We start from the raw sequence: 20,046 nt of genomic DNA, 5'->3' as shown, positions 1-20,046 counted from the left end.
CGCTAAATTATCTGATTCCAATTGCTGCGAGGTATTCCCTTGCGGCAACTACATCATTAGCAATTTGCTCCTTCAGCGCGTCTAGGGAAGCAAACCGCTGTTCATCACGTAATTTTTTACGTAACACTACGTCAATATGACGCCCATATAGATCCATGTTGGCATCAATAAGATGGACTTCTAACTGGGTACCTTTTCCAGATACCGTTGGGCGTGTACCAATATTTGCCACACCCGGTAGAGGCTTATCGCCTAAACCATGAACTTCTACAGCATACACGCCAGTCACTGGTGTGACTAAACGTTTTAACGGTAGGTTTGCTGTCGGAAAACCTATCGTGCGACCAAGTTGATTACCATGAACAACACGACCGCTAATGCAGTACGTATGACCTAATAAATTTTCGGCTAATACGAGGTTATTTTCTTGGATCGCTTTGCGAATTGCCGTACTGCTAATGCGTATACCTGAATCACAGAAGCTTTCAGTATCTGCAACCTCAAAGCCGAGCCTTTCACCTGCTTGCTGCAAAAAGGTGAAATCTCCCATGCGATTTTTTCCGAATCTAAAATCATCACCAATCGCAAGGTATTTAACCCCAAGTTTGTCGACCAGTAAGTCAGACACGAAAGCTTCAGGTGTTAGTGAAGCAAAATGCTGGTTAAACTCGACACACAATAGGTAATCCACCCCGCTATCAGCAAGGTATTTTACTTTATCTCTCAGGCGAGTTAATCGAGCAGGCGCCTTATCCCCTGTAAAAAACTCAAGAGGTTGTGGCTCGAAAATCATCACAACAGTCGGTAGTCCTAACTGCTTGCCTTTGAGCTTCAAATTTTGAAGTAACACTTGGTGTCCGCGATGAACACCATCAAAATTACCAATAGTCAGCACGCAACCATGATGGTACGAGCGGATATTCTGTATACCGCGAATTAGCTCCATAACAGGCTCAATACCGAGGAAATTGCAGGATTATACCTTGTACGACGCATAAGGTTAACCTAAGTTCGTAAAAGCTTTCATTAAACCCTATTTTTTTGATTTCTACACTATTTAATCAAATGATTTTACACTGTTCAGCCAGCATTCGCACGAGGCGGGCTCACTAATCACATCTGAGTAGAGTGGGATATCAAAAAGTTGGGATAACCAGTGGGTTATCAATACAACAAATTTCCGCTGAGGTCTCTAAAAATATTCAATTTTTATCGTTTTATCCTCAGCGATTTTACTTGAAACCATGCGCAGTACAAAAAACAGGCAAAATATGGGTAAATTCGAGCTTGTTGACCGATTGATATCCCTAAAAAAATTTATTCACCAAAAATGATTTGCATTATCTGCCATCAATTATGCTTTTTTTCATGCTAAGATCTGTATTCTTCTAATATTTACTGATAGAATCTTGCACCATTCACAACGCATGTTGACATCGAAGTACACGATGTTTATTTGCACAAATCCATTGACAAATGAAGGGCGACAGGGCATATTCCTCGACCTTTGAATTGTCCTCATAGAATACATTTGGGAGTTGGACCTTGGCTAATATCAAATCAGCTAAGAAACGTGCCGTTCAGTCAGAGAAACGTCGCCAGCACAATGCTAGCCGTCGCTCTATGGTACGTACTTTTATCAAGAAAGTTTACCTTGCTATCGCTGCTGGCGATAAAGAAGCTGCACAGAAAGCATTCAATGACATGCAACCGCTTGTTGATCGCCATGCTAGTAAAGGCTTGATCCACAAAAACAAAGCAGCACGTCATAAAGCTAACTTAGTTGCTCAAATCAAAGCAATGTAATTTCGCTTCTTGATTACTAAAAAAACCGGCTTAGGCCGGTTTTTTTGTCTGCTAGACTTTTTGTTCGAGACTATCAAAAGGTGTTGAGAACAAATCAGAGAAGTCTTTATTACAGACTCGTTGTACCGCCGGATGTTGGATCATTCTTTCGGCAAAAATCACATAATACTCTTCTTTTACGCTGTCTAACCGCCCTATTTCCTCAACTTCATTGTCTGCAAAAATATCCAATGCATATAAAGATGGTGCAACAAATATTGCATTGTGATACATCCCAAATGCTTTCATTAGCGCCGCATCATCAAATTCGCCAAGTACTTCAACTTGTAAGTTTTGATTACGTATCCACGTTAGCAGGTGACGACCTAGCATAGAACGGCGCCCCGGAATTAATAGTCGACGCTCTTCAAGACATTCTGGGAAAGGTTTCTTCGGCACAGGCTGACGACAGAAAAAGCTGACGCTACACTCCCCTAATTTAACCGAGAACAGCCCTTCTTGCTGTGAAGAGTCCACTGGGCAGTCAGATAAAATCATATCCAATTTATGTTGGCTAAGCTGCTCCAGTAGGAGTTCATGGGTCGATTCAAAACAGCGCAAATGAATTTGCTCATGTTCCACAACTGCCGTTTCTAATACTCGACTCACCAAACGTTTCGATAATGCATCAGCAACGCCCACATCAAACAATAGGTTAGATTCCCGACTATAGTTAACGATATCGAGCATCTCTTGGCTGAGCATAAACATTTTATCCGCATAACGGAAAATCAATTGCCCTAGTTCTGAAGGTACTAAACCACGCCCTTGGCGTTTAAACAATTTACCGCCCAAACGCTCTTCAAGGGCTTTTATCTGCCCTGTGATAGTTTGTGGAGTCAGATAAAGTGCTTCTGCTGCCCCAACGACAGAACCTTCTTTACAGACATGCCAAAAATAGTAAAGATGGTTAAAATTTAGATGTGAAATCCGCATATCGATTCCTTTTGTATCGCCAATAATTGTCGTAGTACATACTGACCATACGATTTACCTGTTCCCATCATTCAGGAGTTATAAAGTTAAAATACCCGCAGTAAAGTACTTATACCACGGGTATATCATAGATGATTGACTCGGAAATTCTTACTAATAATTACGCTTTAGATGTTAATTCATCATCTGATTGAGTCACCTTTGGTTTTGGCAAGACAATCCTTAACATCACATAGCCTAACAATGCCGCAGTGGTAGACCCAATTAAAATTCCCAGTCTAGAGTATGTACTATACACCTCATCTAACCCTTCAAAGGCTAGACCAGTGATAAATATAGACATGGTAAAACCGATCCCACAAAGTACAGATACTGCGAATACTTGCTTCAAGTTAATCGACTCCGGTAATTTCGCCAATCCTACTTTTACCGAAATCCAACTAAATAAGAAAATACCGATCGGTTTGCCGAAAATTAACCCAGCAGCAACGCCTAAAGGTAATGGACTCATTAATCCATCAAAAGTCACTCCATTCAGTTGAACACCTGAATTGGCAAATGCGAATATCGGTAAAATTAAATAAACCACCCAAGGGTGAAGCATGTGCTCCAGTTCTTCTGAAGGTTTAGTACCATTCGTTCCACGCAATGGAATTAAGAAACCGACGATCACACCCGCTAACGTAGCATGTACACCTGACTTCAAGATACATACCCATAAGATAAGCCCAATGACAAGATAAGCCGCCGTATTTTCCACTCGACGCCAGTTCATCAAAATCAGGATCGCCACACATAATGCCGCCAGTCCCAACGCAATCATGGAGACCGAATTTGTATAAAAGAACGCAATAATTACGATAACACCTAGGTCATCAATAATCGCTAACGCCAGTAGAAACACTTTTAATTGAGTTGGTACTCTTTTACCTAATAGCGCCATCACACCCAGTGCAAATGCAATATCCGTTGCAGCTGGAATTGCCCAACCTTGACGAGTTACGTCATCTGCACCATTAAATGCAAGATAAACTAATGCCGGTGCCAACATTCCACCTAAAGCTGCAATAGCTGGAAATATCGCTTGGTCACGCCCCGCGAGGGATCCTTCCAATAATTCACGCTTTACTTCAAGACCAACAACTAAGAAAAAAACTGCCATAAGGAAATCATTAATCCATAAAATTAATGGCTTATCTAATTCTAGTGAAGATATTTTAATTGCTACCGGAATATCTAAAAATTGCTGGTAAGCCCCTTGTAATGGCGAATTAGCCATTATCAATGCGACTATGGCAGCAATAATCAGGAGTAGCCCTCCTGCTGCTTCTAATTTTAAAAATTTACGAATAATTGCTGTCATATGTATAACCTCAAAAAATGTTTTTGAATGTTAATAGTATGCTAATCATTAATTCGTAAAAAATCGTTTATTTATGCATTAATGATCGTTTTTTCCGAATCATTAGTATTTAAGATCACAGCAAATGATAATAAATCGTTAATTTCACTATAGACAATTATTCTAAAAACAAACAATAAATTTACTTAGTAAAGCGCTTTAAAAATTCAATTTTTTTAGGGACTAATAAGACGGTATCAATTTTTGAACAGTAAAAATAATCGTTTATTTTTGTTTTCGAAGCGCTTCGCAAAAATAGAATCAAAGTTCAATATCGAAGAGCTTAAGCTTCACAAAAAAATCGAATTAATGAATACTGAATGGATTGTTAGTCCATCGGCTCTCTGTTTATATTATGTCCTTATCTATTCTGATTTCTGTGCTGCTCGCCGCTTTTTGCCATGCAAGCTGGAATGCTCTCGTTAAATTTGGTAATGACCGCTTTTTTGGCTTGGTGATGATTGCCGTTTTTTCCGGCATACTCACTATCCCTGCACTCTTTTGGTTTGGGTTACCAGCCCCAGAAGCAGTTCCATGGCTTGTTCTATCCGTTCTTTTTCATCTCGGTTATATCTACTTTTTAAGTCAAGCTTATAACCATGGAGACCTCAGCCAGATATATCCCATATCTAGGGGGTCAGCACCTTTAATTACTGCGCTATTGAGTGTTGTTCTCTTTCATGAAGTTCTACCCATTTTAAGTTTTGTAGGAATTCTATTGATTATTTCCGGCGTGGTGGCTATTGCCTTTGCTGGTAGGAAATTTTCCTTAAATATTAAAGGGAAAGCCCTTGTTTTTGCTTTATGTACCGCATTTTTCACTGCCTGCTATACCCTATCGGATGGATATGGAGCAAGAGCCAGCCAAGATCCTGTCACCTATACTTTGTGGTTATTTTTACTTAATGGACTCATTCTTGCTGTTCCCGGTGCCATTAAATACCGCAGTTCATTATTAGATGGGTTTCAGCAATACTGGCGTTCCGGGTTATTAGGTGGGTTAATGCAGCTAATCAGCTATGGAATCGCTATTTGGGCGATGAGCCAAGCCCCCATCGTCTTGGTTGCTGCAATTCGGGAAACCAGTGTGTTATTTGCTATGTTTCTTTCTATTGTGTTTCTCAAAGAGAAATTTAATTTAATGCGAGTCTTCGCTTGTATTGTTATTTTACTTGGCGTTTTACTCGCTAAATTAGCCAGTTAATATCATCACTGGAAAATCAATTTTCTTGTTAGAATCATTTATCGTCGTTCGAGAAATTTAGCGTTTATTGTCATTTAATTATGAGGTGAGAATGTCCCTTTTAAGATCCTTAATTGCCATGTCTATTGTAGCAACGCCTTTGTCCGCATTTTCCGTACCTACAATTGCGCCAACACCCGCAGATTTAATGATTGTTGATGGCACCGTGCTCACCATGGACAAAAATAATCAAGTCATTGAACAAGGTACGGTCGTTATTAATAAAAATAAGATTGTTGCCGTTGGAGGCCCTGAGTTAGCCAGCCAATATACCGCTAAAAAACAATTAAATGTGGCTGGAGATATAGTCATGCCTGGGCTAATCAATACCCATACCCACGCCTCGATGACCGTTTTTCGATCATTAGCTGATGATGTTCCTGACCGTTTACATCGATATATATTTCCATTAGAAAGCAAAATGGTTTCCCGAGATATGGTTCGAATTGGGGCTAATTTAGCTAACGTCGAAATGGTAAAAGGGGGCGTAACTACCTATGTGGATATGTATTATTTTGAAGATGAAGTTGCCAAAACCGTCGATAAAATTGGCTTGCGCGCCATTCTTGGTGAGTCAGTGATTAAATTCCCAGTTGCTGATGCTAAAAATGCAGATGAAGGTATCAATTATGCCGTCAATTTTATTCAGCAATATAAAGATCACTCTCGGATCACCCCCGCTTTTGCACCACATGCGCCGTATACTAATACCACTGAGCACTTACAAAAAATTGCGAAATTATCCCAAGAGCTTAATGTTCCTGTCATGATCCACTTAGCCGAAACCGATAGAGAGCAAGAAGAAATAGCAAAGCGCACTGGAGGAAAAAGCCCAGTTCAATATATGGCGGATATCGGTGCCTTGAACAATAAAGTCATTGCAGCTCATGCCATTATGGTGGATGAAAAAGATCTCGATTTATTAAAACAGTATGATGTTGGAGTCGCTCATAATATCAGTGCAAACACTAAGTCAGCCAAAGGAGTTTCCCCTGTCACACGTATGTTAGAAAAAGGGATTCGCGTAGGCTTAGGCACCGATGGGCCTATGTCTAGCAACACCTTAACTACCATGAATGAACTTAACCTTGTCGGGAAAATTCATAAGCTCGAAAATAAAGATAGATCGGCCATGCCACCGATTACCGTTGTTGAGCTGGCAACTAAAGGATCAGCCAAAGCTATTCATATGGAAGATAAATTAGGTTCGCTCGAAATCGGTAAATTAGCTGACATTATTGTTGTCGATACTAAATCCCCAAATATGGTACCGATGTACAGCCCATATGCAGCTCTCGTGTATGGTGCTAATGGCTCTAATGTTCGCCATACCATTGTAGATGGAAATATTTTAATGGAAGAACGTAACGTTCTTACCGTGGACGAAAAAAACATTATCAAAGATGCTCAGCAGTTTGCTGATAACGTTCGCCAAGCCGTCATTGCAAGTGGCGAAAGTGTGAAATAAAAAAAGGCTGATCCCGTTTTTCGCAGGATCAGCCATTATCTGTACTTAATGATAAACCAATTATTTACTGGTTAAATCATCAAAGAATTTTTTTACACCATCTAAAAAGCGTTTTGAGCGGGGGCTGTTTTTCTCACCACCCGTACCGCCTAATGATTCGCCAAACTCTTTGAGTAACTCTTTCTGTTTCTCATTCAGTTTAACGGGTGTTTCAACGACAATGTGGCACATCAAGTCACCTTGCATACCACCACGTACTGATTTCACACCCTTACCTTTCATACGGAAGGTCTTGCCTGTTTGAGTTTCGGCAGGGATTTTCAGCTTCACGCGTCCATCAAGAGTTGGCACTTCAATTTCACCGCCCAGTGCCGCTACTGCGAAGTTAATTGGAACTTCACAGTGCAAGTTATTACCATCACGTTCAAAAATATCGTGAGGCAATACATGCATCTGAACAAATAAATCTCCCGCAGGTGCTCCATTTGCGCCAGCTTCACCCTCACCAGATAAGCGAACGCGGTCACCGGTATCAACTCCCGCAGGGATTTTAACAGACAAGGTTTTGTATTTTTCAACACGCCCTTGACCATGGCATTTGTTGCACGGATCTTTGATAACTTTTCCACGACCGTGACAAGTTGGGCAAGGTTGCTGTACCGAGAAGAAACCTTGGCGCATATGAACTTGTCCCATACCGTGACAAGTTGAACACGTATCAGCGCTAGTTCCCGGTTTTGCACCACTACCATGGCATACATCACAACTTTCTAATGTTGGGATACGGATCTCTTTGGTCACTCCACGGACTGCTTCTTCAAGAGTCAGTTCCATGTTGTATTGTAGATCTGAACCACGGCTTTGGCGTTGTTGTCTGCGACCGCCTCCAAAAATATCACCGAAGATGTCACCAAAAATATCACTATTGAAGTCGCCGCCGCCGAAACCGCCACCGCCGCCACCCATGCCGCCTTGCTCAAATGCCGCATGCCCATATTGGTCATAAGCCGCACGTTTTTGCTCGTCGGATAGAATTTCGTAAGCTTCTTTTATCTCTTTAAATTTAGCTTCAGATTCATCTTTATTATCCTGATTACGGTCAGGATGATGTTTCATTGCTAAGCGCTTATACGCTCGCTTAATGTCTTTATCTGTCGCATTTCTTTCGAGGCCTAAAACCTCATAAAAGTCTCTTTTAGCCATTTATTTTTCCCTTAACATGCAGACACGGGCGCAGAGTTCCCTCAACGCCCGTGTCCGGTATCAGTAACCATTATTTTCGATAGTCACTGCGCCCGCTAAGGGCCTTATTTTTTGTCTTTATCGTTAACTTCTTCGAATTCAGCGTCGACGACATCGTCATCTTTTTTAGCATCTGCACCCGCTGCGCCGCCCGCTTGAGCTTGCTGCTGTGCAATTTCTAAAAGTTTAGCTGATGCAGTTACTAGCGCTTGGATTTTCGCTTCGATATCTGCTTTATCTTCACCTTTAGTCGCGACTTCTAGTTCAGAAGTTGCTTTTTCGATGTTCGCTTTATCTTCAGCTGGTAATTTATCGCCCGCCTCTTCGATTTGTTTACGAGTACCGTGAATCAGTTGGTCTGCTTGGTTACGAGTCTGTACTAACTCTTCAAATTTACGGTCTGCTTCAGCATTCGCTTCTGCATCACGAACCATTTTCGCAATTTCTTCTTCGTTCAGACCAGAAGATGCCTTGATGGTGATATTCTGCTCACGACCACTATTTTTGTCTTTTGCAGAAACGTGCAAGATACCATCAGCATCGATATCGAATGTGACTTCGATTTGAGGCATACCGCGTGGAGCTGCTTGAATGCCATCTAAGTTAAACTGACCCAACGATTTGTTATCTGCCGCACGTTTACGTTCACCTTGCAACACATGAATAGTTACTGCTGCTTGGTTATCTTCTGCGGTTGAGAACACTTGGCTATGTTTTGTTGGGATGGTGGTATTTTTCGAAATTAACGAAGTCATCACGCCACCCATGGTTTCGATACCTAAAGACAGTGGAGTTACGTCAAGTAACAGAACGTCTTTAACATCACCCGCTAAAACACCACCTTGTACAGCCGCACCAATCGCTACCGCTTCATCAGGGTTAACATCTTTACGTGGTTCTTTGCCGAAGAAATCAGCAACCGCTTTTTGTACCATTGGCATACGAGTCTGACCACCAACTAAGATAACGTCGTTGATGTCGCCTACGCTTAAGCCAGCGTCCTGCAGAGCAACTTTAACTGGCTCCATAGAACGTTTAACTAAATCTTCTACCAGTGACTCCAGTTTTGCACGGGTCACTTTGATATTCATGTGTTTTGGACCTGACGCATCTGCAGTGATGTATGGCAGGTTAACGTCTGTTTGTTGAGCAGAAGACAGCTCAATTTTTGCTTTTTCAGCAGCTTCTTTCAGACGTTGCATTGCCAGTGGATCATTGCGCAGATCAAAACCTTGTTCTTTCTTAAACTCTTCAACTAAATAGTTGATTAAACGAGTATCAAAGTCTTCACCACCTAAGTGAGTATCACCGTTGGTTGCCAGAACTTCATACGTTTTTTCGCCATCAACTTCATCGATTTCGATGATTGATAAGTCAAATGTACCACCACCTAAGTCGTAAACCGCGATAGTACGGTTGCCAACTTCTCTATCTAAACCATAAGCCAGTGCAGCAGCGGTTGGTTCGTTGATGATACGTTTTACTTCTAAACCTGCGATACGACCCGCATCTTTTGTTGCTTGACGCTGAGCATCGTTAAAGTAAGCAGGAACAGTAATTACTGCTTCAGTCACTGGTTCGCCCAGATAGTCTTCCGCGGTTTTCTTCATTTTTTTCAGAACTTCAGCTGAAACTTGTGGCGGAGCCATTTTTTGCCCTTTCACATCTAACCATGCATCGCCATTATCTGCTGCGATGATTTTATATGGCATGATAGACACGTCACGCTGAACTTCTTCATCTTGGAAACGACGACCAATTAAACGTTTGATCGCAAATAATGTATTTTCTGGGTTAGTCACAGCCTGACGTTTTGCTGGCTGACCAACTAAAATTTCACCATCCTGTGTATAAGCGATGATGGAAGGAGTAGTTCTATCGCCTTCACTGTTCTCAAGAACACGCGCAGTAGTACCATCCATAATTGCAACGCATGAGTTAGTTGTACCTAAGTCGATACCAATAATTTTACCCATATCAAACGCCTCCAAAGGAATTCTTTTTAATTAATTTCGATATCAATCTATATAAGGCTCAATATTTCATTTTCAAGGGAGTTTTTACTTCAACCTTGATTTTTTTGTAACCTTAATTTTTTTGCAACTCACAATAATTCGGATTGATAACTGTTGATGACATAAAGATGGGGTCACAAATTCATTCATCAAGGGGGGGGATTAAAAAATTTTTACATTTAATACAAAAAAACCAGTCTTTCGATCATTGTTTCGACAATTAAAACTGAGTATCATGCGCGTCCCCATACTATGGGATTTCAAACACTCATCATATCTATTTGATTTTTAAAAATTTTACCAGAGGTTATATGCAATCTAGTTCGCTTGCCAATCCAGGCCCACTTGGTTTATTGGGCTTTGGTATGACAACAATCCTGCTGAACATCCACAACGCAGGCTTTTTCCCTCTATCATCCGTTATTTTAAGTATGGGAATTTTTTACGGTGGTATTGCCCAAGTGATCGCTGGACTTATTGAATATAAGAAAGGAAATACTTTTGGCGCAACCGCATTTACCTCTTATGGCTTTTTCTGGATTGCTTTAGTTGGTTTATTGTTTTTACCAACCATGGGTTTAGCAGAAGCAACTGACCCCGCATTTTTAGGGATATTCCTGCTGCTTTGGGGAGTTTTTACCTTCTTTATGTTTTTAGGTACCTTTAAAGCTAATTTAGTGCTGCAATTTGTCTTCGGCAGCCTAACCGTGCTATTTGCACTATTAGCGATCGGTAATCTGACTAACAATGCGGCACTGTTACAATTCGCTGGTTATGAAGGGATTATTTGTGGTGCGAGTGCATTTTATTTAGCAATGGCAGAAATTTTAAATGAGCAATATGGCAAAACGATTTTGCCAATTGGTCAACGTAGCTAATTAATAGACTCTATACTGTTGACACTATCAGGCGGGCAAAAATCCGCCTGATTTTTTAGCTAGATATTATTCCGCAGTACGTATTGCAGATTTAGGTCTGAATGCTTTAACAATTGCCGGGTCAGTCTCGATATATGGACCATCCAAGAGTTGGATGCAGTATGGCACACTCGCGAAAATACCGGATACCACGACATTCCCTTCTTTATCTTTAAGCCCTTCCAAGGTTTCAGCAATTGCTTTTGGCTGCCCCGGTAAGTTTAAAATCAGTGACTGATTGCGGATCACGCCGACTTGGCGAGATAAAATAGCCGTTGGTACGAATTTTAGGCTAATCTGGCGCATCTGTTCACCAAAGCCAGGCATTTCACGGTCAGCAATAGCCAATGTCGCATCTGGGGTGACATCACGACGCGCGGGTCCCGTTCCGCCAGTTGTCAGCACTAAGTGACAGGAAAATTCATCCACCAGCTCACACAACGTTTGTTCTATCATGATTTGCTCATCTGGGATCAAACGGGTTTCTATACGAAAAGGCGTGGTTAGGGTTTTCGTCAACCACTCTTCCAGTGCTGGAATACCTTTATCTTCATAAATTCCTCCTGAAGCACGATCAGAAACCGATACCAGACCTATGCGCAACTCATTCATACAAACCTCAAAATTAATTATCGAAACTGTTTATTTAGCAGGGGAATTCCCCGCTAATAACAATAAACACGGTGCATCATACCATGATGGAGAACAGCTGACAGCGGGACTTTTGTGTGAAAATGTGGAATTGAGAGTTTAATCAATGAAAAAAAGGCAGAAAAAAACCCAGCCAATTTAGCTGGGTTTTCTAGAAAATGAACGATTACAGCAACGCTGCGATCATCTTTTCTAATTTTTCTTGGTCAACAGCGAACTTACGGATACCGTCAGACAGTTTATCCACTGCCATTGGATCTTGGTTGTGCTGCCAGTAGAACTCAGCTTCGGTCAATTTAGCACCCGGCTCTTGAGTTTTACCTTCATCTTTCAGTTTACGAACCAATTCACCTTGTGACTCAGACAGCTCTTTCAGCAAGGCTGGAGAGATGGTTAGACGGTCACAACCTGCCAGTTCAATGATTTCACCAACGTTACGGAAACTCGCGCCCATTACCACAGTTTTGTAGCCGTGAGCTTTGTAATAGTTGTAGATTTCAGTGACGGAAACCACACCTGGATCTTCTTGAGCAGCGTACTCTTTTTTATCTGTATTTGCTTTATACCAGTCTAGGATACGACCTACGAATGGAGAGATCAGGTAAACACCTGCTTCCGCACAAGCACGCGCTTGAGCAAAAGAGAATAATAACGTTAAGTTACAGTTAATGCCTTCTTTTTCCAGTTTTTCCGCAGCGCGGATACCCTGCCAAGTAGAGGCTAATTTGATCAGAATACGGTCATTGCTGATACCGGCTTCATTATACATTTTCATCAAACGACGAGCTTTAGTAATACAAGCTTCTTCGTCATAAGAAAGACGCGCATCAACTTCAGTAGAGATACGACCCGGAACTAATTTCAGGATTTCCAGACCGATATTGACAGCCAGTTTGTCGCAAGCATCAACAACTTGTTGTTCACGATTATCACTTTGCTTACGAGCCCACTCTACCGCATCATCGATTAATTTACGGTATTCAGGAATTTGTGCAGCATTTAAAATTAGCGATGGGTTAGTTGTCGCATCTTGTGGCTTGTACAGCTTCATCGCTTCGATGTCGCCAGTATCGGCAACAACAGTTGTTAGACTACGTAAGGAGGTTAGTTTGTCGGTCATTTCTTTAATCTCGTTGTTATACCCGTCATATTTCAAGTTGTAGGGGTGTTGGCTACGTTTATGAACCACCATTCTACAACTTAAACTACTTTGCGTATTATTAAGGAATTGAGGCTAGCGCCGCACCGTCCCATGATAATATCACGCATCTAAGTTGCTGCAAGCGAGGAAATCTCTTGGCAAGCAACTATTTGATCAGCAATCGTTTTCGCAGCAGAATTTAAAACTGAATCCATTTAGCCCATATAACTTATTGAACCAGTAGAGCAGACAATAAAAATGGAATCTACTTATTGCAGCAATTCACCATTCTAATTAATTTTTTGCTACAGTAGGCAATAATTCTACTTTCACAAGGGTCAAGTTATGCTGATTACTATTTCACCTGCCAAAACATTAGACTACGAAAGCCCACTCGCTACTCAGTTGTATACTCAACCCGAATTACTCAGTGAGTCTGAAAAGTTGATCAAAGAGTGTCGAAAATTAACGCCCGCCGATATCGCTAGCTTAATGAAAATCAGCGATAAACTCGCAGGATTAAATGCGGCACGTTTTGGTGAATGGCAACCCAACTTTACCCCTGAGAATGCTCGACAAGCTATTTTGGCATTTAAAGGCGATGTCTATACTGGCATGCAAGCTGAAACTTTTTCTCAAGCAGATTTTGAATTTGCTCAGCAACATTTGCGTATGTTGTCAGGTTTATATGGTGTTTTACGTCCATTGGATTTAATGCAGCCTTATCGTTTAGAGATGGGGATTCGCCTTAAAAATAGCCGCGGTAAAGATTTATATGAATTCTGGGGTAATATAATTACTCAACATTTAAATGAAGCATTAGCGGCTCAAGGGGATAATATCCTAGTGAACTTAGCTTCCGATGAATATTTTAAATCTGTAAATACCAAAAAGTTAGACGGCGAAATTATTAAACCGGTCTTTTTGGATGAAAAAAATGGCAAATATAAAGTTATCAGTTTTTATGCAAAAAAAGCCCGAGGATTGATGAGCCGCTTTATTATCCAAAATAAATTAACCCAATCAAAACAGCTATCTGACTTTAATTTAGAAGGCTATCAGTTTGATGAGCAGCAATCTAAAGGCAATGAGCTAGTTTTTACTCGCGCAGAGCAAATCTAATAATTACGCTTATGGGGTGTTTAACACACCCCATAAGCGCCATACTCAACATCAGACATAATATTTCAAATCCCCATCACATTTTGTTGAAAAAATAATCGTTTCAGTGACTTTATAGCATTCATTCCTCAGTGCCCTTGAGACCTTTATGCCAATATTTGGTGAGATCTTTATCATCAATTTTTGGAGGTGAACAATGCCGTATCTCGCATCGTCACATCGTTATACTGATATGGAATATCGCCATTGTGGGCGCAGTGGATTAAAACTCCCACTAATCTCGTTAGGACTTTGGCATAATTTTGGCGACAATAAGCCTATTGATAATTGTCGAGAAATGCTACGGCATGCCTTTGACCATGGGATCACGCATTTTGATCTCGCCAATAATTATGGTCCACCACCCGGCTCCGCAGAGCAAAAATTTGGACGGATCCTTCAACAAGACTTTCTGCCTTATCGAGATGAAATGGTGATCTCCACAAAAGCGGGTTACACCATGTGGGAAGGTCCTTATGGGGATTGGGGAAGTAAAAAATATTTAGTCTCTAGCCTTAATCAGAGTCTGAAAAGGCTCGGTTTAGAGTATGTTGATATTTTTTATCATCATCGACCCGACCCACAAACTCCCCTCGAAGAAACCATGAGCGCTTTAGATCTCTTAGTGCGCCAAGGTAAAGCACTCTATATTGGTATTTCTAATTATCCCGCAGAAACCGCCGAAGAAGCGATCAATATCTTGCGACAACTTGGAACCCCCTGCCTAATTCATCAACCAAAATACTCAATGCTGGAACGCACCCCTGAAGAGGGATTATTAGATTTGCTTGAGGAAGAGGGTGTTGGTTCAATTGCCTATTCCCCCCTTGCTGGCGGTATTTTGACTGATCGCTATCTTAACGGGATCCCCGCAGATTCTCGGGCAGCGAGCAACCCTTCACTCCCGCCAGAAAGATTAACCTCCAATGTCCTCGCTAAAGTCAAAAAGCTGAATGAATTAGCCTTAATTCGTGGGCAAAAACTGAGCCAAATGTCCCTTGCGTGGCTGCTGCGCCATGACCGGATTACATCCGTCTTAATCGGAGCCAGCCGCATTAGCCAAATCGATGATGCTCTCGGAATGATGGAAAATCGTGATTTTAGTCAGGAAGAGTTAAAAACTATCGAGCTAATACTAAATGACGAATCAGTATTAAATAACGAGCAGTAAACTCTGTCACATTTTAGTTCTTAAGAAAATATCTCAGCCACTATTTGTACTGCGTGGCTGAGACATTATCCTCGTCTTGTATAAAACTATTTTTTGTTTCTAAACTGGCAAATTAATTTGTATGCAGCAGGAATAATAAATAATGAGAGCAATGGCGCAGTGATCATCCCACCAATCATTGGTGCAGCAATTCGACTCATGACTTCAGAACCCACTCCAGTTCCCAATAATATAGGTAATAATCCAGCCAATATAACAGCTACAGTCATTGCTTTCGGTCGAACCCTTAGAACAGCACCTTCATATAACGCATTATCTAAATCTGCCGCTGACAGTTTATGAGTACCTTGAATTTTTTCCTTATCTTCAATTGCATGCCGTAAATAAATCAACATCACAACACCAAATTCAGCAGCAACCCCAGCTAAGGCAATGAATCCTGTTCCGGTCGCCACTGACAAATTAAAGTTCATCCAATATAAAAACCAAACTGCGCCAACTAATGCAAAAGGAAGGCTAAGCAAAATCAGTAGGGCTTCACTAAAACGCCTAAACGCCAAATAAAGTAATACAAAAATAATCATGATTGTTGCAGGAACCATAAGCATGAGTTTTTGATTAGCTCTTTCAAGCAACTCAAATTGCCCAGTAAATGAATAACTGACTCCTGGCTTTATTTGCACATTATTTTTTATCGCGGTATCTATATCTGAAATAATAGAAACCATGTCTCGCCCTCGAGCATCAATATAGATCCAACTCGTTGGACGTGCATTTTCAGTTTTCAGCATCGGCGGACCAATGTTTATGACTACGTCCGCAACATCCTTTAAAACAATTTGCTGCTTATTCGGGGTCAAAATAGGTAAGAGCTGTAGGGCGGAAACACTATTTCGGTAATCTTGAGGATAACGAAGCGTAATAGGGTAACGCTCTATTCCTTCAACCGTATCACCAATCATTTCGCCCCCCGTCGCCATAGAAATATAAGCTTGCACATCGCTAATACTCATTCCATATCTAGCGGCTTTTTCGCGATCAATCTTCACATCAATATAGCGTCCCCCGACTAGCCTTTCCGCTAAGACAGAAACAACACCGGGTACGGTTTTCGTGACTTTCTCAATCTCTTGTGCAAATGCATCTATTTCTTGTAAATCTTTCCCTGATACTTTAATACCAATAGGGCTTTTTACTCCTGTAGAAAGCATATCAATACGGTTTCGTATCGGTGGAACCCATAGATTTGCTACCCCAGGTAAACGTACTGTTTCATCCAACTCTTCAATGATTTTTTCTAACGTCATTCCTTGACGCCATTCCTCTTTAGGTTTTAAGCGTATGGTAGTTTCTATCATTTCCATAGGGGCTGAATCTGTAGCTGTTTCCGCTTTACCTACCTTACCGAAAACGGTATCAACCTCTGGAATGCTCTTAATCAATTTATCGGTATTTTGTAATAAAAAAGCCGCTTGAGCAGGAGAGACACCCGGTAATGTTGAGGGCATATAAAGTAAATCCCCTTCATTAATTGAAGGTAAAAATTCACCACCGAGGTTCTTTAATGGCCATATGACAGTAAATAAAACCAAAATACCGATAAATAATGTCGTTTTGGGCCAAGATAAAACCTTTAATAGAATTGGACTATAAATAGAAATCAACCAACGATTTAGAGGATTCTTGGTTTCGCTCGGTATTTTTCCTCGAATCCAATATCCCATAAGAATAGGAATCACAATCAGCGCCAATGCTGCGGCACCAGCCATAGCATACGTTTTAGTAAATGCCAGAGGACCAAATAAACGCCCTTCCTGCCCTTCGAGGGTAAAAATAGGGATAAACGATAATGTAATAATTAATAGGCTAATAAATAATGCAGGTCCAACCTCAACAGCAGAGTCTGTAATTAATTTCCAACGTTGAGTATTTTCAAGGGTTTTTCCTTCATTCTGGTTCTGCCAATGCTCTAATTTTTTATGTGCATTCTCAATCATGACAATAGCGGCATCTACCATGGCTCCAATCGCAATAGCAATGCCACCAAGAGACATTATATTTGCATTTATGCCTTGATAACGCATGATGATAAAAGCAATAAAAAGCCCAAGGGGTAAGGAGATTATCGCGACTAATGCCGACCTAAAATGCCATAAGAAAATAGCGCAAACCAATGCCACAACAATAAACTCTTCAAGTAATTTATAACTTAAATTATCTATCGCATTATCAATCAGTATGCTTCTATCGTAGGTCGTCACAATTTGTACGCCGTCAGGTAAGCTACTGCTTAAGTCGTTTAATTTCTGTTTTACATCTCGAATCACATCCCGCGCATTTTCTCCCGATCTGAGCAGAATAACGCCACCAACAACCTCACCTTCACCATTTAATTCTGCAACGCCTCTTCGCATTTCAGGTCCTTCTTGAATGCGAGCAACATCCCGTAAATAAAGTGGAACGCCATTGTCTGACATTTTGAGATATATTTTATTAAAGTCGTCTAGGGATTGAAGATATCCCGTCGCCCTTACCATATATTCGGCTTCTGCAATTTCTATTGATGATCCTCCAGCTTCTTGGTTGGAGACATCGACTGCCTGCTTAATTTCAGGCAGTGTGATTGAAAACTGGGCCAATTTTAAAGGGTCGACAATAATCTGGTAAGACTTAACCACCCCACCGACCGTAGCGACTTCTGATACGTTAGGTAAGGCTTTTAGTTCATATTTTAAAAACCAATCTTGTAGAGAACGTAATTCGGCTAAATTATGCTTTCCGCTCTTATCAACCAGAGCATATTCAAAAATCCAACCAACACCCGTGGCATCCGGTCCAATTGACGTGACTGCACCTTGTGGTAATTTTGTTTGAACTTGATTTAAATATTCTAAGACTCTAGATCTCGCCCAATATAGGTCGGTGTTATCTTCAAAAATAACATAGACGTAGGAATCCCCAAATGCAGAAAAACCGCGAACTGTTTTTGCACCTGGGACAGATAGCATTGTTGTTGTAATCGGATAGGTCACTTGATTTTCAACAAGCTGGGGAGCTTTACCTGGGTACGTCGTTTTTATAATAACCTGAACATCTGATAGGTCAGGTAGCGCATCAACAGGCGTATTTTTAATACTCCATATCCCCCCAATAATGAGAAAAACCACCCCCATCATGATTAAAAACCGATTGGCTACTGAGCGCCTAATAATCCATTCCAACATAGCTTACTCCGACATTTTATGAGCAGAATGATCGACGGAGGCGTGATCCTCAGTTTTTTCGCGCATACGTTCTAAAGCGCCAGAAATATTGGCTTCTGAATCGATGAGAAAAATACCTTGAGTCACAATTTTTTCGCCAACTTCAAGGCCTTCTGAAATGGCTGTCATTTGTTGGTATTCACGAATGACTTTCACTTTTTTGGGAATAAACTCCCCGTTATCGCCAACGGCAATAACATGCTGCTCTTTGCCTGAATCAACAATCGATTGAGATGGAATTAACATTGCTTCATTCGTTGTTGCTACCAAATTCAAATATGCTGTCATGCCGGGCTTTAACAGATTGTTCTTGTTATCAATTTTTGCGCGAATATTAATTGTACGACTTGCAACATCGGCGCTAGGTAAGATAACCCAATCAGTAACAACAAATTTGTGGGTTGGAAATGCAGGAATGGAGAGAGAAAAGTTAACATTATTATCAAGTAAATCTGCAATAGATTGCGAAAGAGATGCGTTCACCCATAGTGGATCGGTACCTTGAATCTGAGCGATAACGGCATCTTTGGTGACATTCATGCCTAACCGCAAATTCAGTGCAGTAATGACACCAGATATGGGCGCTTTGATGACGAAACGAGTTTGAACTTTTCCTGTATTCACAAACTTTTTGATAGATTCTTCAGGCATACCATTTAAACGTAGGCGCTCTAAAACACTATTTAAATTTGTTGGGTTATTTTCAATTGTTTTTAAAGCAAGATACTCACTTTGAGCCTCCACCCAAGCAGGGATCGTTAAATCAACCAAGGGGGTTCCTGCTGTTATTTTCTCACCAATTGCAAATGGATAGACTTTTTCGACAAAACCAGCGTCTCTGGCTTGAACCACAGCAAACTGATGGTCATTGAATGCAATTTCAGCGGGAAATGTCATGTCATAGTTTAGCTTCCCCCATGTTGCCTTGGTTGTCTTCAGTCCTAAGTTTTGAATTTGTGCAGGATTAATCGTGATACCATTTTGTTGAGTCGAGTCCATATTGTCATCTGCATATTTAGGCATCAAATCCATATCCATAAATGGAGATTTACCCGGTTGTGCAAATTTAGTGCTTGGATACATAGGATCATACCAATACAGAACCTGACGCTCTTTAACTTCTGTTTTTAGTGTGTTTTTTTCAATCGTAAAAAAATACCTATATATAAAAATTGAAAGCATACTTGAGATAATGATCAGTATGACAACCTTAGTTAAATTAACTAATGACATAGTTCCCTCCATTTACTCAAATTTTTTTTCAATGGATTCTAATAGTGAAATGTTTCCATTTTGAACAAATGAAAATATCAAATCATCACCATCACTAAGACCTTCGATCATTTTTTCATTTTGATAAGTGAATCGCATTGTCATTGGGGGCCAATTGATACTTTTTATTTCATTATGATTAATTGTTAGTTTTTTATTTTCTCTATCTATTGAAATGAGTTTTCCTTCTGCACTAATAGTTGATGCAGAATTCTCTTCATGATGGGATGAATGGCTATCCACCGTAGAGCTGGCATATCCAATAGTAGTAAAAAGAGAAATAGATATGACCATTATTACTTTATTTAAATTTTTCATT

The 20,046-nt window shown here is 40.6% G+C and carries 16 protein-coding genes; 6 read left to right on the top strand and 10 right to left on the bottom strand.

What is annotated here, in order from left to right; translation table 11 throughout:
* Positions 1–7: 7 nt before the first annotated feature.
* Positions 8–946, bottom strand: a complete 939-nt coding sequence (gene ribF / locus EL244_RS03375; RefSeq protein ID WP_006815840.1) for a bifunctional riboflavin kinase/FAD synthetase — start codon at positions 944–946, stop codon at positions 8–10.
* Positions 947–1,545: 599 nt separating this feature from the next.
* On the opposite strand from ribF, the gene rpsT reads away from it, so the two are divergent.
* On the top strand, positions 1,546–1,806 hold the full coding sequence (gene rpsT, locus EL244_RS03370; protein WP_036950300.1) for a 30S ribosomal protein S20: 261 nt from the start codon (positions 1,546–1,548) through the stop codon (positions 1,804–1,806).
* A gap of 51 nt (positions 1,807–1,857) precedes the next feature.
* On the opposite strand, the gene nhaR is transcribed toward rpsT, so the two are convergent.
* Positions 1,858–2,781, bottom strand: a complete 924-nt coding sequence (gene nhaR / locus EL244_RS03365; RefSeq protein ID WP_126458756.1) for a transcriptional activator NhaR — start codon at positions 2,779–2,781, stop codon at positions 1,858–1,860.
* Between the two features lie 160 nt (positions 2,782–2,941).
* Positions 2,942–4,144 (bottom strand): Na+/H+ antiporter NhaA, encoded by a 1,203-nt coding sequence (gene nhaA / locus EL244_RS03360; RefSeq protein ID WP_006815844.1) that lies wholly within the window; start codon positions 4,142–4,144, stop codon positions 2,942–2,944.
* Between the two features lie 394 nt (positions 4,145–4,538).
* On the opposite strand from nhaA, the gene EL244_RS03355 reads away from it, so the two are divergent.
* A complete protein-coding gene (locus tag EL244_RS03355) occupies positions 4,539–5,387 on the top strand; it encodes an EamA family transporter (RefSeq protein WP_006815845.1) in 849 nt (282 codons plus the stop codon).
* Between the two features lie 118 nt (positions 5,388–5,505).
* A complete protein-coding gene (locus EL244_RS03350; RefSeq protein WP_412033782.1) occupies positions 5,506–6,894 on the top strand; it encodes an amidohydrolase in 1,389 nt (462 codons plus the stop codon).
* A gap of 60 nt (positions 6,895–6,954) precedes the next feature.
* On the opposite strand, the gene dnaJ is transcribed toward EL244_RS03350, so the two are convergent.
* Together dnaJ and dnaK are read right to left on the bottom strand one after the other, a co-directional pair.
* Positions 6,955–8,097, bottom strand: coding sequence for a molecular chaperone DnaJ (gene dnaJ / locus EL244_RS03345; protein WP_006815848.1), 1,143 nt, complete (start codon positions 8,095–8,097; stop codon positions 6,955–6,957).
* A gap of 104 nt (positions 8,098–8,201) precedes the next feature.
* Positions 8,202–10,112, bottom strand: a complete 1,911-nt coding sequence (gene dnaK / locus EL244_RS03340; protein ID WP_006815849.1) for a molecular chaperone DnaK — start codon at positions 10,110–10,112, stop codon at positions 8,202–8,204.
* Between the two features lie 350 nt (positions 10,113–10,462).
* On the opposite strand from dnaK, the gene satP reads away from it, so the two are divergent.
* On the top strand, positions 10,463–11,029 hold the full coding sequence (satP, locus tag EL244_RS03335) for an acetate uptake transporter (RefSeq protein ID WP_006815851.1): 567 nt from the start codon (positions 10,463–10,465) through the stop codon (positions 11,027–11,029).
* 66 nt (positions 11,030–11,095) lie between these two features.
* Here the strand turns inward: satP and mog are convergent, their stop codons facing one another.
* Entirely contained in the window at positions 11,096–11,680 is a 585-nt protein-coding gene (gene mog / locus EL244_RS03330) for a molybdopterin adenylyltransferase (RefSeq protein ID WP_006815852.1), read from the bottom strand.
* A 205-nt stretch (positions 11,681–11,885) separates the two neighbouring features.
* Positions 11,886–12,839: a transaldolase gene (tal, locus tag EL244_RS03325; RefSeq protein WP_039855672.1), complete on the bottom strand. Its 954-nt coding sequence runs from the start codon at positions 12,837–12,839 to the stop codon at positions 11,886–11,888.
* Between the two features lie 366 nt (positions 12,840–13,205).
* Between tal and yaaA the strand changes: the two genes are divergently transcribed.
* Positions 13,206–13,982, top strand: a complete 777-nt coding sequence (yaaA, locus tag EL244_RS03320; RefSeq protein WP_126436384.1) for a peroxide stress protein YaaA — start codon at positions 13,206–13,208, stop codon at positions 13,980–13,982.
* A gap of 196 nt (positions 13,983–14,178) precedes the next feature.
* A complete protein-coding gene (locus tag EL244_RS03315; protein WP_126458751.1) occupies positions 14,179–15,192 on the top strand; it encodes an aldo/keto reductase in 1,014 nt (337 codons plus the stop codon).
* 86 nt (positions 15,193–15,278) lie between these two features.
* Here the strand turns inward: EL244_RS03315 and EL244_RS03310 are convergent, their stop codons facing one another.
* Genes EL244_RS03310 through EL244_RS03300 form a run of 3 tightly spaced genes read right to left on the bottom strand, consistent with a single transcriptional unit; the run spans position 15,279 to position 20,045 of the window.
* A complete protein-coding gene (locus tag EL244_RS03310) occupies positions 15,279–18,416 on the bottom strand; it encodes an efflux RND transporter permease subunit (protein WP_126458748.1) in 3,138 nt (1,045 codons plus the stop codon).
* 3 nt (positions 18,417–18,419) lie between these two features.
* A complete protein-coding gene (locus EL244_RS03305) occupies positions 18,420–19,688 on the bottom strand; it encodes an efflux RND transporter periplasmic adaptor subunit (RefSeq protein ID WP_126458746.1) in 1,269 nt (422 codons plus the stop codon).
* A gap of 12 nt (positions 19,689–19,700) precedes the next feature.
* The gene (locus EL244_RS03300; RefSeq protein WP_126458743.1) at positions 19,701–20,045 is read right to left on the bottom strand and encodes a copper-binding protein; all 345 of its coding nucleotides are present in this window, start codon (positions 20,043–20,045) and stop codon (positions 19,701–19,703) included.
* Between the last annotated feature and the right edge of the window lies 1 nt (position 20,046).

Source organism: Providencia rustigianii, from assembly GCF_900637755.1.
Taxonomy (GTDB): domain Bacteria; phylum Pseudomonadota; class Gammaproteobacteria; order Enterobacterales; family Enterobacteriaceae; genus Providencia; species Providencia rustigianii.
This window is presented reverse-complemented; position numbering and strand designations above follow the sequence as displayed.